Origin of the sequence: Candidatus Avelusimicrobium caledoniensis (assembly GCF_902756455.1) — a bacterium.
In the GTDB taxonomy this organism is placed as follows: domain Bacteria; phylum Elusimicrobiota; class Elusimicrobia; order Elusimicrobiales; family Elusimicrobiaceae; genus Avelusimicrobium; species Avelusimicrobium caledoniense.
Map to the genome: position 1 here is coordinate 35,899 of NZ_CACVRB010000005.1, position 24,679 is coordinate 60,577.

27 protein-coding genes are annotated in these 24,679 nt (G+C 46.0%); 14 read left to right on the forward strand and 13 right to left on the reverse strand.

The features are described from left to right. Positions 1-12 precede the first annotated feature (12 nt). The 3 genes from ACQY2W_RS02095 to ACQY2W_RS02105 form a co-directional block, all read right to left on the reverse strand. A complete protein-coding gene (locus ACQY2W_RS02095) occupies positions 13-345 on the reverse strand; it encodes a DMT family protein (RefSeq protein ID WP_428048929.1) in 333 nt (110 codons plus the stop codon). A 27-nt stretch (positions 346-372) separates the two neighbouring features. Beyond that, positions 373-927: a type IV pilin protein gene (locus tag ACQY2W_RS02100; protein WP_428048930.1), complete on the reverse strand. Its 555-nt coding sequence runs from the start codon at positions 925-927 to the stop codon at positions 373-375. A gap of 164 nt (positions 928-1,091) precedes the next feature. Beyond that, positions 1,092-2,198 carry a hypothetical protein gene (locus tag ACQY2W_RS02105; RefSeq protein WP_428048931.1) on the reverse strand — a complete coding sequence of 369 codons (1,107 nt, stop codon included), beginning with the start codon at positions 2,196-2,198 and terminating at the stop codon, positions 1,092-1,094. Between the two features lie 166 nt (positions 2,199-2,364). Between ACQY2W_RS02105 and ACQY2W_RS02110 the strand changes: the two genes are divergently transcribed. From ACQY2W_RS02110 to ACQY2W_RS02125, 4 genes are read left to right on the forward strand one after another with little or no spacing between them, the layout of a single operon-like run. Then, complete coding sequence (locus ACQY2W_RS02110) at positions 2,365-3,732, forward strand: TolC family protein (protein WP_428048932.1); 1,368 nt, start codon at positions 2,365-2,367, stop codon at positions 3,730-3,732. A 1-nt stretch (position 3,733) separates the two neighbouring features. After that, a complete protein-coding gene (locus ACQY2W_RS02115) occupies positions 3,734-4,990 on the forward strand; it encodes an efflux RND transporter periplasmic adaptor subunit (protein ID WP_428048933.1) in 1,257 nt (418 codons plus the stop codon). A gap of 13 nt (positions 4,991-5,003) precedes the next feature. Next, positions 5,004-5,687: an ABC transporter ATP-binding protein gene (locus ACQY2W_RS02120; protein ID WP_428048934.1), complete on the forward strand. Its 684-nt coding sequence runs from the start codon at positions 5,004-5,006 to the stop codon at positions 5,685-5,687. 2 nt (positions 5,688-5,689) lie between these two features. Beyond that, positions 5,690-6,922 carry an ABC transporter permease gene (locus ACQY2W_RS02125; RefSeq protein WP_428048935.1) on the forward strand — a complete coding sequence of 411 codons (1,233 nt, stop codon included), beginning with the start codon at positions 5,690-5,692 and terminating at the stop codon, positions 6,920-6,922. 66 nt (positions 6,923-6,988) lie between these two features. Here the strand turns inward: ACQY2W_RS02125 and ACQY2W_RS02130 are convergent, their stop codons facing one another. Further along, positions 6,989-7,711, reverse strand: coding sequence for a type IV pilin protein (locus ACQY2W_RS02130; RefSeq protein WP_428048936.1), 723 nt, complete (start codon positions 7,709-7,711; stop codon positions 6,989-6,991). Positions 7,712-7,813: 102 nt separating this feature from the next. On the opposite strand from ACQY2W_RS02130, the gene ACQY2W_RS02135 reads away from it, so the two are divergent. The 4 genes from ACQY2W_RS02135 to ACQY2W_RS02150 all read left to right on the forward strand — a co-directional run bounded on the left by ACQY2W_RS02135 (position 7,814) and on the right by ACQY2W_RS02150 (position 10,027). Beyond that, positions 7,814-8,353 carry a type IV pilin protein gene (locus ACQY2W_RS02135; RefSeq protein WP_428048937.1) on the forward strand — a complete coding sequence of 180 codons (540 nt, stop codon included), beginning with the start codon at positions 7,814-7,816 and terminating at the stop codon, positions 8,351-8,353. Between the two features lie 97 nt (positions 8,354-8,450). Then, complete coding sequence (locus ACQY2W_RS02140; RefSeq protein WP_428048938.1) at positions 8,451-9,041, forward strand: RNA polymerase sigma factor; 591 nt, start codon at positions 8,451-8,453, stop codon at positions 9,039-9,041. Beyond that, entirely contained in the window at positions 9,038-9,433 is a 396-nt protein-coding gene (locus ACQY2W_RS02145) for an anti-sigma factor family protein (RefSeq protein WP_428048939.1), read from the forward strand. Before ACQY2W_RS02140 ends, ACQY2W_RS02145 begins: the two co-directional genes overlap by 4 nt. A gap of 9 nt (positions 9,434-9,442) precedes the next feature. After that, positions 9,443-10,027, forward strand: coding sequence for a hypothetical protein (locus ACQY2W_RS02150; protein ID WP_428048940.1), 585 nt, complete (start codon positions 9,443-9,445; stop codon positions 10,025-10,027). Between the two features lie 64 nt (positions 10,028-10,091). Here ACQY2W_RS02150 and ACQY2W_RS02155 read toward each other — a convergent pair whose 3' ends face one another. Together ACQY2W_RS02155 and ACQY2W_RS02160 are read right to left on the reverse strand one after the other, a co-directional pair. Beyond that, positions 10,092-10,622, reverse strand: a complete 531-nt coding sequence (locus tag ACQY2W_RS02155) for a type II secretion system protein (protein ID WP_428048941.1) — start codon at positions 10,620-10,622, stop codon at positions 10,092-10,094. 181 nt (positions 10,623-10,803) lie between these two features. Continuing rightward, entirely contained in the window at positions 10,804-11,127 is a 324-nt protein-coding gene (locus tag ACQY2W_RS02160) for a hypothetical protein (RefSeq protein WP_428048942.1), read from the reverse strand. Positions 11,128-11,236: 109 nt separating this feature from the next. On the opposite strand from ACQY2W_RS02160, the gene rmuC reads away from it, so the two are divergent. Both rmuC and ACQY2W_RS02170 read left to right on the forward strand, forming a co-directional pair. Further along, positions 11,237-12,484, forward strand: a complete 1,248-nt coding sequence (rmuC, locus tag ACQY2W_RS02165) for a DNA recombination protein RmuC (RefSeq protein ID WP_428048943.1) — start codon at positions 11,237-11,239, stop codon at positions 12,482-12,484. A 219-nt stretch (positions 12,485-12,703) separates the two neighbouring features. After that, the gene (locus ACQY2W_RS02170; RefSeq protein ID WP_428048944.1) at positions 12,704-13,258 is read left to right on the forward strand and encodes a type IV pilin protein; all 555 of its coding nucleotides are present in this window, start codon (positions 12,704-12,706) and stop codon (positions 13,256-13,258) included. 2 nt (positions 13,259-13,260) lie between these two features. On the opposite strand, the gene ACQY2W_RS02175 is transcribed toward ACQY2W_RS02170, so the two are convergent. Beyond that, complete coding sequence (locus ACQY2W_RS02175) at positions 13,261-13,899, reverse strand: hypothetical protein (protein ID WP_428048945.1); 639 nt, start codon at positions 13,897-13,899, stop codon at positions 13,261-13,263. A 156-nt stretch (positions 13,900-14,055) separates the two neighbouring features. On the opposite strand from ACQY2W_RS02175, the gene ACQY2W_RS02180 reads away from it, so the two are divergent. Genes ACQY2W_RS02180 through ACQY2W_RS02190 form a run of 3 tightly spaced genes read left to right on the forward strand, consistent with a single transcriptional unit; the run spans position 14,056 to position 17,394 of the window. After that, the gene (locus ACQY2W_RS02180; RefSeq protein WP_428048946.1) at positions 14,056-15,303 is read left to right on the forward strand and encodes a carbohydrate porin; all 1,248 of its coding nucleotides are present in this window, start codon (positions 14,056-14,058) and stop codon (positions 15,301-15,303) included. Positions 15,304-15,321: 18 nt separating this feature from the next. After that, positions 15,322-15,921, forward strand: a complete 600-nt coding sequence (locus tag ACQY2W_RS02185; protein ID WP_428048947.1) for a pyruvoyl-dependent arginine decarboxylase — start codon at positions 15,322-15,324, stop codon at positions 15,919-15,921. An 18-nt stretch (positions 15,922-15,939) separates the two neighbouring features. Then, positions 15,940-17,394: an amino acid permease gene (locus tag ACQY2W_RS02190; RefSeq protein ID WP_428048948.1), complete on the forward strand. Its 1,455-nt coding sequence runs from the start codon at positions 15,940-15,942 to the stop codon at positions 17,392-17,394. Positions 17,395-17,451: 57 nt separating this feature from the next. Here ACQY2W_RS02190 and ACQY2W_RS02195 read toward each other — a convergent pair whose 3' ends face one another. Next, entirely contained in the window at positions 17,452-17,961 is a 510-nt protein-coding gene (locus tag ACQY2W_RS02195) for a type IV pilin protein (protein WP_428048949.1), read from the reverse strand. A 167-nt stretch (positions 17,962-18,128) separates the two neighbouring features. On the opposite strand from ACQY2W_RS02195, the gene ACQY2W_RS02200 reads away from it, so the two are divergent. After that, complete coding sequence (locus tag ACQY2W_RS02200) at positions 18,129-18,857, forward strand: SIR2 family NAD-dependent protein deacylase (RefSeq protein WP_428048950.1); 729 nt, start codon at positions 18,129-18,131, stop codon at positions 18,855-18,857. Between the two features lie 12 nt (positions 18,858-18,869). Here the strand turns inward: ACQY2W_RS02200 and ACQY2W_RS02205 are convergent, their stop codons facing one another. The 5 genes from ACQY2W_RS02205 to ACQY2W_RS02225 all read right to left on the reverse strand — a co-directional run bounded on the left by ACQY2W_RS02205 (position 18,870) and on the right by ACQY2W_RS02225 (position 24,635). Further along, complete coding sequence (locus tag ACQY2W_RS02205) at positions 18,870-20,297, reverse strand: hypothetical protein (protein ID WP_428048951.1); 1,428 nt, start codon at positions 20,295-20,297, stop codon at positions 18,870-18,872. Between the two features lie 173 nt (positions 20,298-20,470). Further along, entirely contained in the window at positions 20,471-20,788 is a 318-nt protein-coding gene (locus ACQY2W_RS02210; protein WP_428048952.1) for a DUF805 domain-containing protein, read from the reverse strand. Positions 20,789-20,929: 141 nt separating this feature from the next. Beyond that, on the reverse strand, positions 20,930-22,075 hold the full coding sequence (locus tag ACQY2W_RS02215; protein ID WP_428048953.1) for a hypothetical protein: 1,146 nt from the start codon (positions 22,073-22,075) through the stop codon (positions 20,930-20,932). Between the two features lie 132 nt (positions 22,076-22,207). Then, entirely contained in the window at positions 22,208-23,893 is a 1,686-nt protein-coding gene (locus ACQY2W_RS02220; RefSeq protein WP_428048954.1) for a diphosphate--fructose-6-phosphate 1-phosphotransferase, read from the reverse strand. 76 nt (positions 23,894-23,969) lie between these two features. Then, complete coding sequence (locus ACQY2W_RS02225) at positions 23,970-24,635, reverse strand: type IV pilin protein (protein WP_428048955.1); 666 nt, start codon at positions 24,633-24,635, stop codon at positions 23,970-23,972. Positions 24,636-24,679 lie beyond the last annotated feature (44 nt).

Here is a 24,679-nt window from a genome sequence, read left to right on the forward strand (position 1 = left end):
CGGGCTATACGGCTACCATTTTTTGAAAACAAAAAATACCGCCGCCACCAAACATAAAAACCCGACGAAGTGATTCCATTTAAAACTTTCTTTAAAATAGATAGCGGAAAACCCGGCAAAGACGAGTAGCGTGATGACTTCTTGCATGACTTTTAGTTGCGTAACGGTAAAATATTCGTGGCCCAGACGGTTGGCGGGCACTTGAAAGCAATATTCTACAAAGGCAATCGCCCAACTGGCTACGATTACCACCCACAACGACGCGCTTTTAAATTTCAGGTGACCGTACCAGGCCACCGTCATAAATAGGTTGGCGATGCACAACAACAGGATCGGTTTAAGCATACCTATATTATATAATTTGTGCGGGCATTAGGGCATTTTGTATGAGCGGAAAGTGTTTCCAAACGCCGTGCGTTGGGTGGCACCAAACAATTTGCAATAACTTCCCGCTTCTCCTTCATATAAAACTCCTGCACTAACTCGTTCCGCGCATGATATTTTTTCCGCTTCATCTTTGTATTTGTTCCCGTTTCCCGGGGAGACTACAAACACAAAACCTCCCCCTTTGTATTTACCGCTTAAACGCCCGGCATAGAGGAGTAATGCTCCCCCATCAGCAGTTTTGTACAACTGCAATGACCAATCTTCATTTGAACGGGTATCTAACGTAAGGTTATACCATCTTTGCGTACCTGTCCAAGGAATTTCAACGGCGAGTTCGTCAAAACCGGACGGATATTCTCCGTTGGCTAACTGATAGGTAAGTGCCGCTTGGCCTACCGTTTTTAGTAAAGTCAGTGCTTGGGTGGCTCTGCTTTTTTCCACGGTTTTTTGGTATTGCGGCACAGCTGCCGCCGACAAAATGCCGATAATGAGAACGACGACTAAGAGTTCTATAAGTGTAAATGCTTGCTGATTTTTCATGCGAAATCTCCTTTATTGTTTTTTTCTGTCCCTTTATTATCGTTTTTTTTTTTGATTTGTCAAGGAAATTTTATGCTCCGACGAAATTTATATATATTAGGTGGGGCTAAAACAGATAACAAAAAAATACCCGGGAGAGCCCCCGGGATGATAAAGGCAAGAGGTTAGGGTTTTGGTGAAATATCCGGCATTCTTAATTGCACGTCAAATCCGGCCAAACGGGAAAGTTTGGAGTCATTAAATTGCAAAATGCGTTCAAGGTAAAATTTCTTTTTTGTAAGTTGGTCAAAATCGGTCGTGTACATTTCCGGCGTGAAAGAAATAACAAAAGTTTTTTGCTCCGGGAAAAGGTTGCTTATAGAATACGGATAGGTGTAACCCAGATGCCCTATACCTCCGTACACAATAAATAAGGCATCGGGGTATACTGCCTGGTATTTTTTAAGGATGTTGAGCCAATAATTGTTACGTATGCGTAACCCTTCACGGGTGGCCCAAAAATCTGTGCTATTGATAAATATTCCGTTTGTGCCTACCACATTCATATCGGAGTCTGCCAGTTCTGTTTCCAGCCCAATGACGGGTATATTTAAGTTTTTGTCTGATTCCAGGTCCGCAAGCATATTTTTGTAAAAGTCATTGACCACAAGATGATTCCTATGATATATAAATTCTGTAAACAAGAAAATTTTACGTTCGGGTTGTTGTCGTTGAAGCATTCTAACTAAGGTGCTAACCGTTGGAAGAACTTGTCGCATGCCGTGGTGTTCACCTAGCAGTAAATAGGACGTATTTTGCGGAATTTGCTTCATTAACCAATTTACATCTTCCTCCGGGTCATGGGTAACTTTTAATTGGGCCCGTTCTAAATCTTTCAGATGAGCGGATGTTTGGTCATACAGTTTGCTATACGAAGTAATACCTTTAATAATTTCGCGGTTTATTCTTCTTTGAAGGTACAGGTTGGCTTGTTCATTATTGGTCAAAAAGGGAACAGTTGGGTACATGTCTTGGGCTTGAAAGGGCACATCTTCCCAATTTATAAAATTACCTTGTACCGGATATCCCCTGGGAAGTAGACGGGACTCCACCCGGTTAAATTTGGAAAGCGCTTGTTTATACGAGATATCCGCCCGCTGTTGCAGAACGTGGGTAATCGCTTTTTGATGACGCGTAGATATCCCGCGTAGCCAACGGCCTGCCTTTTGGGCATGTAGCGTTGTGACGGGTAAAAGAAACGCGCAAATCAGAAAAACCGCTTTTTTATACATATATATAACATAGGGTAAGAGATTTCTGTTTCTGCTCGCAAGAGTCAAAAGGCCTAGCGCGGGTATAGGACTTTTGATACGGTGCAATAAAACCGGGTTTTCGGGTGTTTTATAAAGTAGTGCAAAAAATAAACAGCATAAATCTTGAAATTTATATAATGATACTATGAAGAAATTTTGGTTACTCTATATTGTTTTTTTGGTTTGCCCGCTTGCCGTGCATGCGGCGGATGATTTGTTGCGTTCGGCCGGGCTGTACCCGCAAAACGCCACAGTGCAAGAAAAAGACCCGCTGCGTTTAACGCCGGCCTCCCGGGAAGAAATAGACCAACTTCTTGCCGGCCCGCTTACGGTGGAAGATTGCATCCGTATAGCTCTGGCCCGCAGCCCCAAAGCCGTCAGCGCACAGCTGGCCGTGCAGGAAGCGCACGTGCAGTTAAACTTGGCACGCGGCGAGTTTTTACCGACGGTAAATGCAAATGCCTCGCAAGGGTATTATACGTACGATTCCCCCGGTCGTTCTACGCACGATTACGGTACTCACAACGCGCAAGCACAAGCGCAACTCACTATTTCCGGGTTTACCGATAAAGTGCGTGCGGTAAAAATCAGTAATATGCAAGTGGAACAAGCCGAGCTGAATGTGGCCAACCAGGTTAATTTAATTGCGCGTACCGTAAAGAAAGCGTATTACGCATTGGCATCAGCGCAACGGGCCGTGGATATCCGCCAAAAATCGCGCGATTTATACCAGGAACAATACGACCGTGCGGCGGAATTTTATAAACAAGGCCTTCGCCCGAAAGTGGATGTTACGACGGCAGAAGTCAATTTAAATAACGAAAAATTACGCCTCATCCGTGCGCAGAATTTAGTAAAAACTACCTCTGCCAATTTGGCTAATGCGTTGGGTATTACCACGCCCAAACAGCTCCAAATTGTGCAAGTGGACGATGTGGAACAAATAGATATCCCGTTTAGCGAAGCCGTCAAAACGGCCTACGAAAACCGCCCGGATATTTTATCGGCGCAGACAAATGCCAAAATCGGACAGATGAAAATAAACCAAGCTAAAGCCGGCTATTTGCCGACGTTTACGTTTTCTGCCGGGTTTAATAAATACGACGAAGATTTACGCTTGGATAACGAAGAAAGCAAACTTATGTTGTCCATAGATATACCCATTTTTAGTGCCTTTAAAACGTATAACGGCGTCAAGCAAGCGCGGCTGAACTTGGAAAAAATCAACAATAATAACCGCAGTTTGCTTAACGATGTTTTCTTAGAAGTGCAAAGTGCTTACATCAGTATGCAAGAAGCAAGCGAAAGTATCCCGCTTGCTAAGCTAAATGTAGAAAAAGCTAAAGAAAATTTAGATTTAGCCCAAGGCCGCTACAACGAGGGCATTGGGGATATTATTGAACTTAAAGACGCGGAGGTCGCTTACACCGATGCGGAACTGAGTTTGCTTACGGCGCGTTACGACTTTGCGGCGGCCGTAGCCGATTTAAAACAAGCGATGGGGACCAACTGATATGAAAGAAAAATTACTCAAACTAAAAGAGTTTTGCATCAAAATCTGGCATAAATTTTGGGCGATGGAAAAATGGAAAAAGATAGTCGCTCTAATTGTGCTGTTACTAGCGGCGTGGCTTTTAAAGGGTTGTTTTATTAAGAGCCGCCCCGTGCCGCAATTCCGGTTGGCTACCGTCAAAAAAGGCGATATTGCCGACATGGTAGAAGCGTCCGGGCCGATTAACCCGGTTAATACCACGCAAGTGGGTGCGCTTGTTTCCGGCGAGATTTTAAAAATCTACGTAGATTATAACAGCGAAGTTAAAAAAGGCGACTTAATGGCCGTTATTGACCAAACACAAATTTTAGCCCAACTGGCCGAAGCGCGGGCGAGTCTGTCCTCGGCCAAAGAGGGGTTGGAATCGGCGGAGGTTTCCTACCGCTTGGCCAAGAAAAATTATGAACGCTACCAAGCGTTATTTGATAAAAACTACGTGTCTAAAGTGAATTTGGAGGAGCACGAGCTGTCCTACGCTAACGCGAAAAGTGCGTTAAATGCGGCCCAAGCCAATGTGATCCGCGCCCAATCTAACGTAGATACGGCTGAGAAAAATCTGTCCAACACTAAAATTGTTTCCCCCATTGACGGCGTGGTACTCACGCGCAAAGTCAGCGAAGGCCAAACGATTACCGCCGGGTTTTCCACCCCGGAGCTTTTTGTGGTGGCGCAAGATTTAACCAAAATGCAAATTGAGGCCAAAGTGTCCGAAGCCGATATTGTTAAAATACAAGCCGGTCAAAAAGCCGAATTTACATTGGACGGTTACATCGGCGAAAAATTCAATGGCACGGTGCGTCAAGTGCGTACCAATTATGTGGATAATTCTTCGTCCGCCAGTAACAGTACATCCTATACGGTCATTGTGGATGTCAATAATGAGGACCTGCGTTTAAAACCCGGCATGACGGCCACTATGACGATTTTTACGCAACATAAAGAGGACGTGCTCCTCGTGCCGAACGAGGCGTTGCGCTTTTCCCCCTCTACCAACAAACAAACGTATGCTAACACGGGCGTATGGAAAGCCCAACGCGGCCAAGCGCCTAAACGGGTGGACGTAACGATTGGTATTATTTCTGCCAAAAATACGGAACTTGTATCGGGCGATATAAAAGAGGGTGATAAAATTATCGTCGGCGAAAATAATTTGAAAGCCACCGCCGCCGGTGGTTTTGGCGCACCGCCTCGGATGGGTGGCGGCAATCGCCGCCGTTAATAAGGAGCCGTTTATGGCACTCATTGATACGCGAGATTTATACAAAATTTATAAGCTGGGCGACGTAGAAGTACGCGCGCTTAACGGCGTAAGCGTATCTATTGAGCAGGGCGAATTTGTGGCGGTCATGGGGCCGTCGGGCTCGGGCAAATCTACGTTTATGAATATTTTGGGGTGCTTGGATAAGCCGACGAGCGGTACGTACACTTTGGACGGTATTGACGTAACGGCGACCGATTTATCCAAACTGGCCGGCGTGAGAAACCGCAAAATCGGTTTTGTGTTTCAGGGCTTTAACTTAATTAAACGTACGACGGCGGTGGAAAATGTGGAACTCCCGATGATTTACAACCATACCCCGGCGCGCGAGCGGCGCGAAAAAGCATTGGCCGCGTTAAAAGCCGTGGGACTTGCCGAGCGCGCGTTTCACTTGCCCAACCAACTTTCCGGCGGGCAGCAACAGCGCGTAGCGATTGCGCGCAGTTTAGTGTGCGACGCGCCGATCATTTTTGCCGATGAGCCGACGGGCAACTTAGATACTAAAATGAGTATTGAAGTGATGGAGCTTTTCACGCGGCTTAATAAAGAAATGGGCAAAACCGTTATTCTCATCACGCACGAGCCGGACATTGCCGAGTATGCCTCGCGCCTTATTAAATTTAAAGACGGTCAAAAAATCAGCGACGAGGTGAAATAATTATGTGGGATTCTTTTGTTGCGATTTTTAAAATTTCTTTAAAATCTATTTTCGCCAACAAAATGCGTGCCGCACTGACCAGCTTAGGTATTATTATCGGCGTGGCGGCGGTGATTACGGTGCTTGCCGTCGGCGCGGCTACCAAAAAAAGCATTACCGACCGCTTTTCTAATATGGGTACAAACATTTTATTTTTGCGCCAACCGTGGGACTTGGATGAAAGTATTTCTTCCCCCAAGGACGTAACCATGGACGACGTACGCGCCATACGCGAAGTGGAGGGCGTGTCTGCCGTGGCGCCGTATATTCAAAAAAACTTTGAAGTCAAATACAAAAATACGAGCTTATCGTTGAGCGTTCTGGCAACGGATACGGACATTTTCGGTGCGTATGATTGGGTAGTAGAAAGCGGGCGCGAAATGACTGAACGCGAAATTGATAATTACGCGCAAGTGATGATTTTAGGGGCGACGTCTGCCAAAACGATTTTCGGCGATGTGGACCCGCTTAACAAAACCGTTGTACTGGATAACATTCCGTTTACCGTCGTGGGTATTACCAAAAAAACGGGCTCTACCGGCTTTGGTTTTAACATAGACGAAGGCGCGCTTATTCCCTACACTACGGGTAAAGTAAAAATGAGTTCGGGTGGTTTTGGCGGTAATACAAACCGCCGCGCGTTAGACCGCGTTGTGATCAAAGTAGACGACTTTGACCAAATTGAAAATATGAAAGTGGATATCGCCAACACGGTGCGCAACACGCACCGCATCCACCCCTTAGGCAAAGACGATTTCCAATTAGACGATATGGCCTCGTTTGTGGAGCAAGCTAAAAGCACGGCCAGTACGATTAGTTTATTTTTGGGTGTTATCGGCGTAATTTCGCTGATCGTAGGCGGTATTGGGGTTATGAACATTATGCTTGTTTCTGTGACGGAACGCACGCGCGAAATCGGTATCCGTATGGCGATCGGTGCGACGAGTTGGAATATCCGCATGCAGTTTTTAGGCGAGGCCGTTACGCTTTCTTGCATGGGCGGCCTGGTGGGTATTTTGCTAGGCGTAGTGTTTACACTTCTTGTATCCAAATATATGTCCTTGCAAACCAGTTTAAGCGTATGGGCCGTGTTGGTGTCTGCCGGGTTTTCCGCCGCTACGGGTGTGTTCTTCGGGTTTTATCCGGCGTATAAAGCGTCCAAACTTACTCCCATTGACGCACTACGGTATGAGTAAAAGAGTAGCAAGATGAATATAAATTAAAGTTTCGTCCGCGATATTTATCGCGGACGATTTTATATGTTAGTAAGGCATTTCATAATACGAAGTGGTATAGCCTTCGTATAATTTTTGTTTAGGACAACCAATCACTTTTACGCAAAAATCACCTGGATGGGCAATAGTGGCATTTGTTTCATGACAGAGTATACGGCCTGTTGTGGATGGGTCAAAAGTATAGATATGGTTAAATACAAAACCGGCTCCTCTGTATGGCCCGGTAGATAAAATCGAAAGAGAATTATGAAAACCGTTTCCGCGATTAATGCGCAATTCAAAGGAATCTGTTTTTCGTAGAGCATTGTTAGATGCTAGTAGCCCAGAATCGAGTGGTGATGTGGGGGTTGTTGCGCTTTCTAAACTATCAAAGTCTACGTCCAATTCATCCAATGTAGTAGCATATTCCCCGTTGGCCATAAAATATGTCTGTTGGGCTGTGGCTAAACTGCGTGTGAGAGTGAGCATATTGCTAGCACGGCTTTTCCATACTGCTTTTTGATATTGCGGCACAGCCACCGCCGCCAAAATGCCAATGATAAGAACGACCACTAAAAGTTCAATGAGGGTAAAGCCGTTGACGTTATTAAATAAGTGTCTGTCATGCCGGAAATCTGTAATCCGGCATCTTCGTATTTTATTATGAAATAAGGTTTCTTTTTCTTGTTTAATAACGGTGACAGATTGTTCCAGCGGAAGATCCCGTGTAACAACCTCACGGGATGACAAACTTATTTTATTGTTTTTCATAAAATCTCCTTATATATTTTTTCCGTCCCTTTATTATCGTTTTTTTTTTGATTTGTCAAGTGTTTTTTTATCTGGGTTTGACAAAGGGGGCTTGGAGGTCGTATGAAAAACAAGCAAGCATTTACGCTTATTGAATTGTTGGTGGTAGTTTTAATCATCGGTATTTTGGCGGCGGTAGCGTTGCCACAGTATCAGAAAGCGGTATGGAAATCGCGCAACGCACAATTAAAAACGGCCGTGTCAAGTGTTTATCAAGCACAGACGGCTTATTATTTGGCTAACGGCGAATATGCGGCTAATTTTGCTGAATTGGATATAGACTTGCCGCTGTCTGCCCCGGATATGGGCACTCAAGGAAATGAAGGAATTTGCGGACTCGTTATTTCCGGTAATGATTCGGTACGCCGCGGAAAAGATTTTCAAATTGCGTTAGTAAGCGCGGATCTATCCAACGTGGGTATTATGGGGATGTGGACGGACGGCCCGTATAAATGCAAAGGGTTTAATTACCCCTCGTGGAACAACGAAATGCTCTGTGTTGAAACAAATGGTTTTGGCACAGACGGCGATTTTTGCCCCAAGATAGAACAAGCCGCGTTTTTGCAAAACGGAAACGGGGTCAAGTATTACAAATTAAATTAGGCAGGATGTTTCACCGCGCCCGCCCTCTTTTCCAGGGGGCGGGTTTTTTTTATAATTTAGTGTGCAATAAAATTTTAAAGTTCGGTGTTATATAACTATGGACTCCATAAAAGATATACAAAACGATGATAGCTTGGTCGCTTCGTTTTGTGACGGTAATAACCAAGCGTTTGAAGAACTGGTGATGCGGTATAAAAATTCGCTTTATCAATATATTCTCTCGCTTGTGAAAGACGAAAGCGTGGCCGAAGATGTGTTTCAGGAAGTGTTTATTTCGCTATTTAAACACGCTAAAACATATCAGGCGCAAGGAAAGTTTAAAGCATGGCTATTTTTGGCGGCGCGCAACAAAGTATTAAACTATTGGCGCGACCATAAAAATAATACATCCTTGGACCAAACTGACGACGACGGAAATGCGTATTTGCAAGACACGCTTTCGGATAATTCCCGCCCGGTGTTAGATGAACTGAACTGGCGGGAATTACAAGAAACGGTGCGGCAAGCCATAGAGCAGTTGCCGCCGCGCCAAAAAGAAATGATGTATTTACGGCAATATATGTCGTTCCAAGAAATTGCCGATACGGTACAAAGACCGTTAGGCACGGTGCTGGCCGATTGCCACCGGGCCGTCAAAAAAGTAAGGCAGTTAATCGCGCAACAAACCGCGCAAGAGGAAATGTTATGAAACCGTGTGAACAAATTTTATTATACGCGCAAGGGGAATTGAACGCCGAGGACAAAACCGCATTTGAAACGCACCTTAAAACGTGCGGTGCGTGCCAAGCGGAGCTGAAGTTTTTGGCGAAGTTGGACGAGGGCTTAACTCCCCCCGCCGCCCCGCAACGTGCGGTGGATAAGCTCTTTGCACGCACGACGCGCAAAAAATCAATTTGGGCGCGGTTTAAGTGGGAGTTGGCGGGCCTTACCGTGGCGGCGTGTGGTGCGTTTGTGTGGACGTTTTTGCCCGCACACCAAGCGTTTAACGCACACGAATTAGTGGCGTATATGAATATTTCCGCAGACGATGAATATGGATCGTTTGCGCAAGAATTAACCGATATGGAAAATTATTTTTAGGAGGCAGTTATGACAAAGAAACTTGTAGTAGCGTTGTTGGCCGGCGTATTATTTGCCCCGGCGTTTGCCGCCGAAGTAGCGGCCCCTGCCAAAGCGGACGGACGTCCGGCGATGGCGGAAAAGAAAGGTGAGTTTTTAAAAGCGCAAAAAGAACACCGCGCTAAAATGAAAGCCACCGAAGAAAAAATGGAAAAATTGGTCAAGGAATATAAAAAGCTCAAAGGCAAAAAACAAGAAGCCAAAAAGGCCGAAATTGTCGCCGAAGTGGAAAAGATCCACGCCGAGCAATTAAAATTCAAACAAGAGCAATTAGATAAATTTGCCCAACGTTTGGAAGAAATGAAAAAGCATTTGGACGAAGAAAAATCGGCCGACGGTCAAAAAAAGTGGGTGGACGAAAAAACCACTGCCCTTATTGAAAAAGACGGCGATTTAAAAGTGCTTTTTGCCCCCAAAGGCGAGATGCGCGGTCCGAAAATGGATGGCAAAAAAGGCAAGGGGTTTTTTAAATTCCGCAAAGGCCATAAAGGCCCGAAAGACGGCGGACGCGTAGGTCTTAATCCTCCTCCGCCCCCGCCGGTAGAAGAAAAATAAGGACGACTCTATAATAACACACCCCCGGTTTATCGCCGGGGGTGTTTTATGAGACGTTTTTTGTTTATTGAACATAATAAGAGACATATCCTAATTTGCGCCCCTCGGGAGTTATAAGACCTGAATTACTATTTCTTACGTTCCCTCCAAAAGATTTGCAAATTTTTTGTTCGTTACTGACACAGGTATGTAATTCCCATGGTTCACCTGTATCGTAAGCATAATAATTAGTGTATGCTAAACGATATTGTTTATCTCCACAAAGTATCACTCCATACATACTATTTTGCACGGGTAGTTCTACGCAACAGTATATTTTATCGGAATATCCGCAAAGGGTAGTAGTATCGCTTGTTGTTATCATCCCTGACGGTAAACTCACATCCAATACATCTAACGAATCGGGCCATGCTCCGCTGGCTAAATGATAAGTATGTATGGCTTTGGCAATACTATCCGCTAGCGTGCGGTACGTGGCAAAGCGTGCTTTCCCAACGGCTACTTGATACTGCGGCACGGCCACGGCGGCCAAAATACCGATGATAAGCACGACTACCAAAAGCTCTATAAGCGTGAATGCTTGTTTGTTGTTCATATTGTTTGCTCCTATTTGAAAAATTTGCAACACTTTATTATCGTTTTTTTTTTTTGATCTGTCAAGGAAAATTTTTAGTCTGACGGAATTAACGCAAGTTTGAGGGCTGTTAAACGGGATAAGAAAAGCCAAAAAAACACCCCCGGTAAAAAACCGGGGGTGTGCCGTTACGTCTGAAATACTAATTATTTTTTAACAATTCAGCCCAAGCATCGCGCTCGTTTTTGAGTTGCTTTTTGGCCGCGTCTAATTGGTTTTGCACTTGTTCTTGTGCAGCTTGTGCGGCTGTTTTTTTGCCGGAAGCTACTTCGGCCGCGGTTTTGGCTTGTTCATATTGTTGTTTGGCTTCCAACAATTTTTGGCGCGTTTCAGCCGATTTTTCCAACGCTTGTTCCAACGTAATGGTTTGGGCGGCGGTTTGGGTGGCGGCGGTATTGCCCGTCGTGCCCGTAGTGGCACAGCCGACAGTCGCCAGTGCCAAGATCAGTAATGCGATTTTTTTCATGATACTCTCCTTACTAAAATAACTTAATACTCTTTTATTCTATAAAATTTTATGCTTTTTTCCCTATTAAAAAAAGTTTGTACAATAAAATAAACGGGAGGAAACAATTATGACTATTTTAATTTTATGTATCGGTATGGCGATTGGCGCGGGGCTGATGTATGCGTGGCACGCGGCCCAACTCAAAACAATTTTGGCGGCACATATGGGCGCGTTGGCGGTGGAAAAGGCCCGCTTAGAAGAAGAAAACCGCAGTTTGCGGCGCGAAAAGGAACTGATTGAGAAAAATTTTAAAGAATTATCCGCTACGTACAAAGCGCAATTTAGCGAGTTGGCGGCTAAAATCTTAGACGATAAAACCAAAGGGTTGGAAGTGAAAAATGCCGAAATTTTGGCCCCCCTTCGCCAAGATTTGGAAAACTTTGTCAAAAAAGTGTCCGATATGGAACGCCAAAACACCGCCGCGCAAGCACGGTTGGAAAAAGGATTGGAAGGTGTGATTAAATCTACCGAAAAAATTGACCAAAGTGCGGTGCACCTCACCAACGCGATTAAAGGCGAATCAATCGTACGCGGCAGTTGGGGTGAAGAAACATTAAAACGCATTTTGGACGCTGCCGGTATGCAAGAAGGCGTGGACTATTACCAACAAGTTTCCGACGAGGGAAAACGCGTAGATGTGCAAGTGGCTTTGCCGGGTGATCGTTGGATAGTGGTGGATGCGAAAACGCTGTTTAATCATTACATTAACTACTTCAACGCACAGGATCCGAAAGCCAAAAAAGACGCGCTCAACGAACACGTCAAGGATGTTAAAAAAACAATCAAAGATTTAAGCAGTAAAAAGTATTACAAAAAGTTCCAAGACCAAGGCGATAAAATTCAGCCCGATTATACGCTCATGTTTGTGTACCCCGAAAGTGCATTACTCGCCGCCGTAGAGGCCGACCCGGATATTTTAAGCGAGGCATGGAAAAATAACATCGCGCTCGTGTCGGCCACGTCGCTGATGAGCACGCTGAAAATGGTTTCCAAACTTTGGGATATTGATAAACAACATGAGTATATGGAAGATTTAAAAGATGATATTTTAAAACTCATGGAAAAATTTAACGATTTTCTCGTCAATTTCGCGCGTGCCGAACAAGCAATCACCAACGCGGCGGAGTCCGTCAAAATTGCACGCGGCCACATTGACGGCAACAAAGGCGCACTCTTGCCCGTTGCCCAACGCATTGTGGATATTTACGAAGTGCCGCTTACCAAAGACAACACGCGTCTTTTAAAGCGCGGCGAGTATAATTACAACGGCTTAAAAGCCAAAGAAAAACCTGCGCTTACCGAGCCAAAAGAATAAATTATCTTGTTGGAAATTTTTTGTTTTCCCCCGCTTTTGTTACCCAAAAGCGGGGTGTTTTTATTTGTTTTCTCGTCGGTAAATAATAAAGCAACAATGCAAAAACAGTGTTGCTACAATTAAGTGAAAGTTGGCTCTTGATTTGCCTGCCCCCGGCAAGGGGGCTTGACATCGTTTTTTTTTTTGCTACATTTTATTTAATGATAAAAAGGAGGTTGTATGAAAAACAAACAAGCATTTACGCTTATTGAATTATTAGTGGTAGTGTTAATCATTGGTATCTTAGCGGCGGTAGCCATGCCGCAGTATCAAAAAGCAGTGGAAAAATCGCGCGCTACACAGGCGTTAACATTACTCAAATCTGTGGGGCAAGCGGTAAATGCCTATCACTTAGCCAGTGGGACATCGCCGGAGAGTTTTGATGAATTATCTGTTGATATCCCCGCGGGTTGGACGGGAACGGAACAAGCCGTTCAATTTGATAATTTAATGAAAGATACACGTTCTAACGGCGATTGGTCCTTACAGTTGTTTCAATCAGACTTGTCCGGCACGATGCTTTTTATGGTCCGGCTGAACGGGCCGTACAAAGGGGGCGGGTTTATGTTGAATGTTATTTCTCCGACCGGAGAAACGTCTGCGGCTATTAAATGCCGGGAAACACGCGCTTCAGGTATTGTTTTTGAGGGAGAGCCGGGCGATTATTGTGTAAAAATTATGCGGGCTACGTATGATTCGCAAAGCGAATCGGTACGTGTATATTTATTGCCCTAATTTTACCCTTTCATAAAAAAACGATTGTGTCCGTCGTCATCGTCGTTATAGTTATGGCCGTCGGGGTTGTTCCATGCCCAAAAATGCGCGATAAACAAATAACTGCCCAGCCCCGTCAAAAATGCACTTAGCCCGTAAAACGCATGTCTAAAATGCCACTCGTATCCTTCGGTGCCGAGCCATTTGTGCATATAGTCCCAGTCGGGCAACGTTTCCGGCCCGGCGTTTAACAAAGAAATAACCGGGTCTAAACTGCATCCCGCGTAATGCCCAACACTATAACACGCAATTGCCAAAAGCAGCAAACATACATCTGCCTGAATTTCTTTTCCCCGCCGTAAAAACGAAAAATAAGCTAACAAAGGCACGCCCAATTCCATGAGCGTTCCCCCCCATATTGTCATTTTAAAATTACCGAAGAAAAGCAGGCGGAAAATCGGGTGTCCGGCTTCGTGGATGCCAATGGTCATCAGCCACAACACGCCCGCAAACGGATTATGGCGCGGCCCGACGAACCATTGGTACGTAAAATACGTTACAAGCCCGATAAATAAAACCCCTTTCCACCCGTATTTCCAAAACAGCGGACCTTTGCGGTACGGGTCAAAAATATCCCAAAAATTATCCCATAACTGTCTCATAGCGTTTTTATTGTAGCAATTTTGCCGGAGCAAAAAAAGGTTAGTTTTTTGATTGGTTTTCGTCGGAAATTATTTTTCTAATCTATTTTTCCGCTTTCGCGCGGGCGGCCGGATTGCTACTTTAGATAAGATGTAAAAATTATCTGGGAGGAAATTATGATTAAAAACTTACGCGCTTTTGCGCTCTTAGCGGTTGTTTGTTTACCGTCCGTAGCGTTTGCGCAACTGTATGTAGAAGAAGACGTAAGCGAAACCGTTTGGCTCACACCTGTCAAACACGAGCAACGCTTGCAAGAACGCCGAAAAACGGCCCAAGGCCCGGTGTTGGATCCGATGGAAAAACTCGTCCGTCAAGGTAAAAACGAGTTAAGTAAAATCGGTTTAGAAGTAGGTATGGATATTTCGTACCTCGCCCAACGCGCCGCGCCTAACGGCAAAAACACGGCTATTCAAGGGGTGTATTACCCGTACTTGACGTGGAACTTGTTTAAAGACCGCGCGATGGGGTCCGGCCAGTTAAACATTAACTACACGCTCGTGCGTTACTGGGGTACGTCGGCGGCTACGTTACAAAACCGCGTGGATACCGCGCTGGCGTTTAACGACTATCCGGCCAATCAGGAAATTTTTTCGCAATTTTCCTACACGCACACGATGCCGGGAAGTTGGGATTGGATGAGTATTACGCTCGGTCAATTTCCGCTCTACAACTTTGACGGTACGCAGTATATTGACAACCAACAAACGGCTCTAATGAACTATGCGCTCTCGCAAAATGCGACCAGTGCCTATCCGTCGGCCTCTTTAGGTGCGTACGCACAAGCGCAACTGGGCAAATGGACGTTAGCCGCCGGATACCAAGACGGTACCAACATTTCCGGCGAACACATCCATTTAGACGAAGCGTTTAGCGGTAAATATACGCTGTTTGGTTCTATCGCGTGGAACCCAAATTTTGAGTTGGGCCAAGGCCAATACAGCGTGCTGTATTATTACCAACCGTCGGTTTCCAAACAACCCGGCGACGTAAACGGTTGGTCGTTTAATATGCAACAAAACATGGGCGAAAACTGGGCGATGTTCGGCCGCGCCAACGGATCTGACAAGGGCGTTACCGGGGCCAAATATTCCTACGCGCTGGGTATGGCGATGCTAAACCCGCTTCACCGTAACGCCGCAGACGCGATTATCGCCGGTATTGCTTACAACGATTTAAGCAAAAGTGCTTACGGCAATTTGCCCACCATGCGCGATAACGAAATGGCGTTAGAGCTCCAATGGATTTGGGGCATTGGCAATTGGATTACCATTACGCCCGACGTGCAATTCTATCCGAAAGTCGGTTTAGACAATTCGCACGATTCGGCCACGGTAGTCAGCTTACGCACAACGATTATGCTGTAAAAATAAGGAGAAAAAATCATGGAAAAAAATGAACTCGTATTAGGTACTCGCTATCCGACGCTCGCCTTTATCACCGGCGGTGCCGGACAGGCCGCGGACGGCATCCCGCCGCAACCGTTTGAGACGTTCTGCTACGACTCGGCACTCATGCAAGCGAAAATTGAAAACTTCAACATTGTGCCCTATACCTCGGTGTTGCCTAAAGAATTACACGGCAATATCGTGCCCGTTGACAAAGTAACGCCGTACTTCAAACACGGGGCGGTGTTGGAAACTATTATTGCCGGCAACGGCGCGCGCATAGAAGAGCACAAAGCTATTGCCACCGGCGTGGGCGTGTGTTGGGGTAAAGACGCGCAAGGCAAACTTATCGGCGGTTGGGCGGCCGAATATGTGGAGTATTTTGATACGCCCATTAACGACGAAATCGCCGAAGGTCATGCGCGTATGTGGCTTAACAAATCGCTTAACCACGAATTGGAAATCCGCGGTGTACAAAAACACAGCGATTTCCAAATCTGGCACAACTATATTAACATCACCCAACCGTTTGCGTATTGCTTGACGTGTATGGGTTTCTTAAACTTCAAATTCGCAGAACCCGTGAATTTGAAATAGTCATTTTTGGGGGATAATATGGGAGAAAAAAATCAATCTGCCGCCAAACTGGGCGTAATCGGTTTAGCGTGTATTGTGATTAGTTCCATGGTTGGGGGCGGGGTTTTCTCCCTCCCCCAAAACATGGCGGCCGGGGCCAGCGCGGGAGCGGTGTTACTCGCGTGGGTAATTACCGGCGTGGGGATGTATTTTATCGCCAATACGTTTAGCGTACTCTCGCGCGTAAAACCGGATTTGACGTCGGGTATTTATATGTATGCACGCGACGGTTTCGGGCCGTACGTCGGCTTTACCATTGGTTGGGGGTATTGGCTGTGCCAAATCTTTGGCAACGTAGGATATGCCGTTATTACCATGGACGCGCTCAATTACTTTTTCCCCCCGCATTTCGCGGGCGGAAATAATTTGTTGTCCATTGTGTGCGGCTCGGTGCTTATCTGGGTTTTTAACTGGGTGGTATTGCGCGGCGTTAAACAAGCGGCGATTTTAAACGTCATCGGTACGATTGGTAAATTGGTGCCGTTACTTACGTTTTGTTTGATTATGCTACTGGCTTTCCATTGGGATAAATTTGACACCAACTTTTGGGGTCATTTAATGGAAAACGGCAAATCGCTGGGCAGTTTGCCTGCGCAACTAAAAAGCACCATGCTCGTCACGCTGTGGGCATTTATCGGCATTGAAGGGGCGGTGGTATTATCCAACCGCGCCAAAAGCCAAGCGGCGGTAAGCAAAGCGACGTTCTTAGGTTTTGTGGGTTGTTTAGTCATTTATATCGGGCTGTCCGTGCTTCCGTTTGGGTTTTTGTCGCAAGCGGAAATTGCCAATGTAGCCAACCCGTCCACGGCGGGCGTTTTGGCAAAAGTCGTCGGGCCGTGGGGCGCGGTGTTTATGAACTGCGGGCTTTTGATTGCGGTGCTTTCGTCGTGGCTGGCGTGGACGATGATTGCCGCCGAAGTGCCCGCCGCTGCGGCTGAAAACGGTACGTTCCCTAAAATTTTCGCCAAACAAAATGACGCGGGCGCGCCGTGCGTTTCGTTGTGGATTACCAGCGCGATTATGCAACTGGCAATTTTAATGGTCTATTTTTCCAACAACGCGTGGAACACCATGCTTTCTATCACGGGCGTTATGGTGCTCCCGGCGTATTTGGCGAGTACCGGCTATTTATGGAAACTGGTGGAAGACGGCGAATATGCCAAAATTACTTCTACCGGGCGTGCCGCCGCGCTGTTTACGTCTATTATGGGCACGGCGTATGCGGTGTGGCTCTTGTACGCGGCCGGGGTAAAATACCTGTTTATGGCGGTAATTTTCCTGGCGGTGGGTATCCCGGTGTTTATGCGCGCTCGGCGTGAACAAGCCCCGGATAAACCGGTGTTTAGCGGCGGCGAAAAAGTAGTTGTAACGCTACTGGTTATTTTTGCCGTTGCCGCATTGTGCATGATGTGCCGCGGACATATACACGTGTAAGAGTTATTAGACGGTAGAGAAAAAACAGGCCCGAAGAATTTTCTTCGGGCCTGTCTTTTAATATCTCCAACCAATATAATGATTTTCTGAGACAACGTCGGGCGAGTTTTTGCCTGTTTCCGCTCTGCAAATTTGAGAAGAAAATGATGTTACTGTGGCAGCCGAATACATGGCGTAGCACAGGGTGCGTGCTCCCTCTGGATTGTTGGAAAACATCTTTTGGTAGCGTATTTTGATTTGTGTGTTTTCGCAGTAAACGCCTTTATTTCCATCAGGATTGTGTAAAAGATAGCAAGAAACATTAGGCATCGGACAGCGTCGGTTTTCCTGTGAGGTGCAACCGGACAAATCTACATCTAATTCGTCAAAATTCATTGTGTAACTTCCGTTGGCCATATAATATACTTCTGCGGCTTCGGCAATGCTTTTTGTTAAATTTTTTAAGGTAGCAAACCGACTTTTATATACAGCCATTTTATACTGCGGCAACGCTACCGCCGCCAAAATGCCGATAATAAGTACAACAACTAAAAGTTCAATAAGCGTAAATGCTTGTTTGTTTTTCATGAAAAAGCTCCTTGGTTGTTTTTTTTACTGTCCCTTTATTATCGTTTTTTTTTTTGATCTGTCAACCCCCTCTCCGCTTTTTAACGGCTCGCTATTGGGCGGAGTAACGGCGACAACTATTTGCTTGCCGTGTGTCAAAATGTTACTATGCAAGAAAGGAGATAACTATGAGCGATTTTCAAGAGACAGTTAAACTGATCAAAAATGCGTCCTACGGGGTTGTTTTTACCGGGGCGGGAATTAGTGTGGAAAGCGGTATCGCGCCGTTTACGGGCGCGGGCGGGCTGTGGAATCAGTACGACCCGAAATATATTGAAATCAATTTCTTTATGACTAACCCGCAGGAAAGTTGGCGCGAGATGAAGAAGATTTTCTTTAACGATATGCACGACGCTACGCCCAACAAAGCGCACGAAATCGTGGCGGAGCTTGAAAAGCGCGGCAACGTCAAAGGCGTCATCACGCAAAATATTGACGGACTTCACCAAAAAGCGGGCAGTAAAAACGTGCAGGAATTTCACGGGACGATTTACACGCTTTCATGTGTGCGTTGCGGCAAGCAATACAATTTAACGGATATTGATTTGTCGCAAGATCCGCCGTGTTGCAATTGCGGCGGCGTACTAAAACCCAACTTTGTGTTTTACGGCGAAGGGATCCCCCCCGCCGCGTACCAAAATTCGCTTGAAATGGCGCAAAATTGCGACGTGATGCTTGTGGTGGGAACGGCCGGGCAAGTGATGCCCGCGTGCGGAATGCCGATGGTAGCCAAAGAATTTGGTGCGAAAATTATTGAAGTAAACCCGCAACCGTCGTCGTTTACCAATTCTATAACCGATTATTATTTCCCGCAGAAAGCGACGGAATTTTTTGCCGCACTGGAAAAAGAGTTGTAGGAGAAAATGGGGTTAGTCCCTTAGGTTCATCGGTGAGTGTTCTCTCCACCGGATATCCGCGCCGGACAACTTGATGAGTTCCGGATCGTTAAATTGAATAATAGGAGTTCGGACAAATTGGAGAGAGGTGGCAATATCAAAATTCGTTCCTTCAAGATTCCAACTGTTATTTTTCCACTCAAGCCCCGGAACAAAGGATATGACGCGGGTTTTCGGTCCGGCGAGAGCATCTCCCAGAGAATAAGGTTGTGAATATTCCACGTGTGCTCCTCCGGCGTAGATGATAAGCAGAGCATCGGGGTGGTCTTGGTGGACCTGTTCAATAGTTTTTAGGAAACGCGCATTACGTAACCGTACCCCTTCCAGTGAACCTACCCACGTATGTGAAGCGTCCAATTGGTTAATTTTATCCAGTTCTGTTTTTTCTGCAATATTGCTGGAAAAATCGTTGAACATAAAATCCGGTTCAAGTCCAATGACGGGAATGCCCAGCTGTCGGAAGTGTTCCCAAAAAGGTTTGTAGGCAATCATATCTCCGGTTAACGGAGTAGAAGTTTCCCACACGATTCCTTCCGGTAAAAATTCGGTCAGTATAATAATTTTGCGTTCCGGTTGGGCGAAATAGTGAAGATACCGGATAAACCGCAAGATTTGTGCTTTTGTATCTATGCGATAATGACATTCCCCCAATAATAAATACGAAAGATCTTTTGGAAGTTGGGCTGCTATCCAAGGAAGGTCTTGATCGGAGGTATGAGTGATAGGAGTTCTATCCTGTTTGAAATCATTAAGTCGCTGGCCTATTTCTTGGTACCAAGTAACAAGTTGAGGATACCACTTGGCTTGTTCGCGGTTGTTGCGTGCCAAAAAATATAAACTCAACTGTTCTGGTTTTTGCAGATAGGGTACTTGCGGATAGAGATTTTTAGCCGGCTCCGTTAAATTTTGAGAAAGAGCTATTCCATTGCGTAACTTAATTGGCGAAAATTGCGGGTGAATTGTGGGAGAATTAGCGAGCACTTGTTCAAAAAGTTCACTAGAGGTTTGGACGCGTCTTATAAGCGTTTGGGTAATTCGGGCGGATTGTTCCGGCGAAATCGGTGCCGCAAAGCGTTCCATCTGGCGGTTGCGGAAAGAGGGCCCTTGCGGGGAAACGGTTGGGTTTGCCGCCGCTGCGCCCGGCAGGTTTGATAAAGTTGTGGCGGTCAATCCGGCGGTAGGGACTGCTGTTACGTTTGATAAATTAGGCACCACCGAGGTTGTTATACCGTTAGACAGCGTGAAATGGGTATGGGTCTGTATTTTTGGTAATTCCAATATAGGTTTGTGCGAGAGTGCCGCTTTGCCCGCTTTTACTATCGCACCGGAACGCCCCCCTTGTGCGCACAAGGGATACGCAAAAAATAGCAACAATGCAGATAATGTAAATAATCGTTTCATAAAATATATGCTTGTACGGTTTTTACTTTAATTTACGTCCTAACTTTATTATAATGCTTGAGGGGCTAAATAGCATGGGCCAAAGGGCCTAGATCGGGTGTGTTTTAAGACCTAGGGAAAATGGACAAAAAATACCGCCCGAAAAGGGCGGTATTTTTTTCCGGCAACTTAAATTAGTTTTTGGACGGCAAGCAGTAGAGCACCAGTAATACGATCCAACCGATTACCGGCAACAACAGAAATAGCAAGAACCACGGGCTGAAACCACCGTCGCGCAAGCGGCGTGCCGCAATGGCTAAAGAGGGCAACAAAATCGCTAACGAGCAAATGTTGGAAATCATTACTCCGGTGTCGCCAAATAAACCGATGACGAACAAAATGATCCACACAAACAGTACATACAACCAGTATTGTTTGCGGGTAGCGCGGCCTGCAAAATCAATATAGTGATTTTTAATCGGATCAACTAAATACGTCTTAAGTGCGTTCATAACTCACTCTCCTTTTTTAAGTATTACTGCTACTGATAACATACCATAAAAAAGACACTCTTGCAAGTGAATTTATATTTAGAATTGTTACACACAATAGGCCGCCAGGAGCGTGGCGGCCCGGTAACCTAAAGGCAAAATTTAATCACGCAATAGCGGCACTTTGATTTGCGCGTCAAAGCCGGCTAAGCGGACGAGTTTGGGATCGGTAAATTTTAGTACACGCTGGGTAGCAAAATTACTGTTGGTAACTTGATCAAAAGGCGAGGTGTCCAGCATGTGCCGCCTATCGGGGCAATTCGGGTCGTACTGCGGATATATTCCGGCAACAAAGGTGGACGGCCCGGCCAATTTTTGACCTAGCGAGTGGGGACGGGAATAGGTAATATGGGCTTCTCCGGCGTAAATAACAAATAAGGCGTTCGGGTATTTTTCCCGGTAGGAGCGTATCAATGCCAGCCAACGTTGGTTGCGCAGGCGCAGGGCTTCCGGCGAGGCCCAAATGATTTCTCCTTGGGCAGAAGCAGATAGCGTAAGATCTAAATTGTCTTCTACAAATTGGGGCTCTAATCCGATGACGGGAATATCTAGTATAGAGGCAAACTGCCAGGCGGGTATGTAGGAACGTAAACGCGGGCGTAAGTCCGGGTCACCCCAAATTTTCCCTTCCGGCAAAAATTCGGTAAACACAAATATTTCGCGTTGCGGCTGAAGTTCTTTAAGTTCCTCAAGCAGTTTAGCCACATTAAAAGCTATTTCCGGGAAACCGTGAATTTCGGCAATTAGCAAGTTGGATATTTGCGGGGAAATTTGCATGGCCAGCCAGAACATATCTAATTCTTGCTCGTGCGTAATGTTTTGTTGATTTCGGAAAAAATCTTCAACATGTGTGCCTACATCTTGCAAATAGCGTTGATAAAAGGGCAGTTGTTTTGATAATTGCCGATTATTTTGCGCCAAAAAATAATTGGTCAGTTGGTTTTGGTTCGTCAAAAAAGGCGCTTGCGGGTACAGTGCTTTGGGTACGACCGGAATCTCTCCCGTTACGCGCACACCCGCCGTTGCTTGCAAAAACCGTTGTGCTTGCGGAAATTGATTTTGGGTTTGCACCGCTGTTATATAACTGCGCTGCACGCGACTTTCTAACGCACCGGATATTTGCCGGGCGTGTGCCGGAGCTTTCCAAAAATTCTTAACACCTTTGGCGGCTTGCTTGAGCGGCTGTGCCGAGCCAAACCCGGACAACAACACACACATCAGTCCCGCAGATATACATTTTCTAATCATATTTATATTCTAGGATAAAACCGTAAAAATTGCGTGGGCCAAAAGGCCTATCCCGGATAGATTTTGGACCTAGGGCAGACGCAAAAAAGGCCGCCGGGAGTTCGGCGACCTTGACGGAAACCGCAGTTGCGGTTATTTTAGTTTTTTGCCTTGTTCCAACATCAGCGTATAGGTGGTGATGTCGGTTACTTCGGCAGGACCAAAAAACTGAATCGGACCGGGGAACACGAATTGGTCTTGTTCTGCCCAGATCGTGCGGTTTTTGGCGAGGTATTTAAACGGCTCGCCTTTTAACTCCACGAGGGCTTTTTTGATGACCGGTTTTTCTTTGCCTTTGCGCCGTTCAATGTTCATCATCATCGTAAGCGGCACGCCGCCCACTTCCCAATCTTGCGCTTTGCGCGTTAATTTGCGCACGGACGAGAGATAGCCCGAGCATTTGTTAAGAGCCAGCACGGCCGCGTTGTAGCCAAGCGCATAGGTGTAGTTGGCGTCAAACGTAGACGGTACCCCGCAGCGGCCTTCGTAGCCGAAGAAGTGGGTAATGGTTGCAAATTTGCCCGTGTATTTGCCCGCTTTTTTGAGTGCGGCCAGTTCTGTTTTAATCATTTCAACGAGCAATTTTTCCGTCTCAATTAAAGACACTTGCACGTTGCCGTGCGGGTCGCGGTCCAACATGAGTTGGCGGGCGATGCCGTCGGGCAGAGAGCGCATTAAATCAGCCAGTTTTTTAGGAAGTTTGGCTAAGATAAATTCTTTTTTCTGGGCCGGGGTGGCGAGTTTAGCTAGTGCGGCTTCGTGGTCGGCTAAAGCGTCATTAAGCGCGCCGATCAGTTCCTTCATTTCCGGGATAAACTCAATGAGTCCTTCCGGTACGAGCACGATACCGTAATTTTTGCCCGCTTTGGCGCGTTTGACAATCAGGTCCACTAAGTTTTTGACCACTTGTTTAAGCGTCATTTTTTTAGCTAATACTTCTTCACCGACGAGCACGGCGTTGGGGTGTGTTTTTAAACCCACTTCCAACGTAATGTGCGACGCACTGCGTCCCATCAAACGTACAAAGTGCCAATACTTGCGCGCGGAGTTCATGTCGCGCTCAATGTTGCCGACGAGCTCTGCGTAAATTTTGGTAGCCGTATCAAACCCGAACGACGCTTCAATGTGTTCGTTTTTAAGGTCGCCGTCAATCGTTTTCGGCACGCCGATCACGCTGATATCTACGTGTTGTTGCTTTAAATATTCGGCAATTACGCACGCGTTGGTGTTGGAGTCGTCCCCCCCTACTACCACAAGCGCGTCCAATTTGTTTTTAATGAGATTGTTTTTTGCGGCGGTTAATTGTTCGTCCGTCTCAATTTTGGTACGGCCGGATTGAATTAAATCAAACCCGCCCGTGTTGCGGTACGCTTGCATAAGCGCCGGGGTGATTTCTACAAGTTTATTGTCCACAATTCCGCTGGGCCCGCCCAAAAAACCAAACAGTTTATTTTTGCTATTGGCCTTTTTAAGACCGTCTAATAAACCGCCGATGACGTTGTGTCCGCCCGGGGCTTGCCCGCCGGAAAGTACCACACCCACGCGCACAGCTTTTTTGCATAGTGCGGCATTGTTGCCTTTAACAAATGTAACCGCCGGAAGGCCATACGTATTGGGGAAAATCTTTTTGACGGTGGCTTGGTCGGCTACCGATTTAGTAGGTTTGCCCAGTTTGGGTTTCACAAACGCCGGACCCTTTTTTAAGATGTTAGGGAGCACGGGCTGAAATTTGGCGCGGTGCTCTTGCAACGGTGAACAAGCACATTTTTTGACAGACATGTTACGCTCCTAAAATATAGAAATAAGACTTCATCTATATTATACAAAAATGAGGTTGTGCGGCGGCAGTACAACGCTACTGGTACATAAAATATTCGTTCCATACATTATTTGCCAGATAGGGTGTATTATTCCCTGTGATGCTGGCGCAAACTTTATTCTCTAAAGGATAGTCTTTATGAGCTGAACAGGAAAAAGGGACGCGTGCGCCCCCGCGGCCATATACAGTTTCATTATAAAAAATATTCCAAAACCATTTAGGTGTTTTTTTGTCCCAAATTTGAGCGTGCTGTTCTACCAAAACAAACCTATATTTTTTTTGGGCGGCTGAAAAATCAAGGCCTAATTCCTCTAGATCGGTAGCATATACTCCGTTTGCCAGATGATAGGCCTGTTGGGCTTGCGCGATAGCGCGGCCCAGTACCAAAGATTCCATCATGCGGCTTTTGAGTACCGTTTTTTGATATTGCGGCAACGCCACCGCCGCCAAAATACCGATAATGAGGACAACTACTAATAATTCAATGAGCGTAAATGCTTGCACCGCGCTCGTCATTCTGGAAAGTTTCTGTCCAGAATATAGCGCGGTGTCCGCCCCTATATTCCGTACAAAGACACTACGGAATGACGAAGGGGCGGGGTACCCTTGTTTAATAACGGTGACAGATTGTTCCAGCGGAAGATACCGTGTTCGCCCGTCCGGCAAGGACCGGTATGACAAACTTGTTTTATTGTTTTTCATATTGCGTGCTCCTTGTGATTTTTTGTCCAACACTTTATTATTGT

Coding starts and splice junctions, on each gene's coding strand:
- ACQY2W_RS02095 (WP_428048929.1), bottom strand. CDS start 345: ATGCTTAAACCGATCCTGTTGTTGTGCATCGCCAACCTATTTATGACG.
- ACQY2W_RS02100 (WP_428048930.1), bottom strand. CDS start 927: ATGAAAAATCAGCAAGCATTTACACTTATAGAACTCTTAGTCGTCGTT.
- ACQY2W_RS02105 (WP_428048931.1), bottom strand. CDS start 2,198: ATGTATAAAAAAGCGGTTTTTCTGATTTGCGCGTTTCTTTTACCCGTC.
- ACQY2W_RS02110 (WP_428048932.1), top strand. CDS start 2,365: ATGAAGAAATTTTGGTTACTCTATATTGTTTTTTTGGTTTGCCCGCTT.
- ACQY2W_RS02115 (WP_428048933.1), top strand. CDS start 3,734: ATGAAAGAAAAATTACTCAAACTAAAAGAGTTTTGCATCAAAATCTGG.
- ACQY2W_RS02120 (WP_428048934.1), top strand. CDS start 5,004: ATGGCACTCATTGATACGCGAGATTTATACAAAATTTATAAGCTGGGC.
- ACQY2W_RS02125 (WP_428048935.1), top strand. CDS start 5,690: ATGTGGGATTCTTTTGTTGCGATTTTTAAAATTTCTTTAAAATCTATT.
- ACQY2W_RS02130 (WP_428048936.1), bottom strand. CDS start 7,711: ATGAAAAACAATAAAATAAGTTTGTCATCCCGTGAGGTTGTTACACGG.
- ACQY2W_RS02135 (WP_428048937.1), top strand. CDS start 7,814: ATGAAAAACAAGCAAGCATTTACGCTTATTGAATTGTTGGTGGTAGTT.
- ACQY2W_RS02140 (WP_428048938.1), top strand. CDS start 8,451: ATGGACTCCATAAAAGATATACAAAACGATGATAGCTTGGTCGCTTCG.
- ACQY2W_RS02145 (WP_428048939.1), top strand. CDS start 9,038: ATGAAACCGTGTGAACAAATTTTATTATACGCGCAAGGGGAATTGAAC.
- ACQY2W_RS02150 (WP_428048940.1), top strand. CDS start 9,443: ATGACAAAGAAACTTGTAGTAGCGTTGTTGGCCGGCGTATTATTTGCC.
- ACQY2W_RS02155 (WP_428048941.1), bottom strand. CDS start 10,622: ATGAACAACAAACAAGCATTCACGCTTATAGAGCTTTTGGTAGTCGTG.
- ACQY2W_RS02160 (WP_428048942.1), bottom strand. CDS start 11,127: ATGAAAAAAATCGCATTACTGATCTTGGCACTGGCGACTGTCGGCTGT.
- rmuC (WP_428048943.1), top strand. CDS start 11,237: ATGACTATTTTAATTTTATGTATCGGTATGGCGATTGGCGCGGGGCTG.
- ACQY2W_RS02170 (WP_428048944.1), top strand. CDS start 12,704: ATGAAAAACAAACAAGCATTTACGCTTATTGAATTATTAGTGGTAGTG.
- ACQY2W_RS02175 (WP_428048945.1), bottom strand. CDS start 13,899: ATGAGACAGTTATGGGATAATTTTTGGGATATTTTTGACCCGTACCGC.
- ACQY2W_RS02180 (WP_428048946.1), top strand. CDS start 14,056: ATGATTAAAAACTTACGCGCTTTTGCGCTCTTAGCGGTTGTTTGTTTA.
- ACQY2W_RS02185 (WP_428048947.1), top strand. CDS start 15,322: ATGGAAAAAAATGAACTCGTATTAGGTACTCGCTATCCGACGCTCGCC.
- ACQY2W_RS02190 (WP_428048948.1), top strand. CDS start 15,940: ATGGGAGAAAAAAATCAATCTGCCGCCAAACTGGGCGTAATCGGTTTA.
- ACQY2W_RS02195 (WP_428048949.1), bottom strand. CDS start 17,961: ATGAAAAACAAACAAGCATTTACGCTTATTGAACTTTTAGTTGTTGTA.
- ACQY2W_RS02200 (WP_428048950.1), top strand. CDS start 18,129: ATGAGCGATTTTCAAGAGACAGTTAAACTGATCAAAAATGCGTCCTAC.
- ACQY2W_RS02205 (WP_428048951.1), bottom strand. CDS start 20,297: ATGAAACGATTATTTACATTATCTGCATTGTTGCTATTTTTTGCGTAT.
- ACQY2W_RS02210 (WP_428048952.1), bottom strand. CDS start 20,788: ATGAACGCACTTAAGACGTATTTAGTTGATCCGATTAAAAATCACTAT.
- ACQY2W_RS02215 (WP_428048953.1), bottom strand. CDS start 22,075: ATGATTAGAAAATGTATATCTGCGGGACTGATGTGTGTGTTGTTGTCC.
- ACQY2W_RS02220 (WP_428048954.1), bottom strand. CDS start 23,893: ATGTCTGTCAAAAAATGTGCTTGTTCACCGTTGCAAGAGCACCGCGCC.
- ACQY2W_RS02225 (WP_428048955.1), bottom strand. CDS start 24,635: ATGAAAAACAATAAAACAAGTTTGTCATACCGGTCCTTGCCGGACGGG.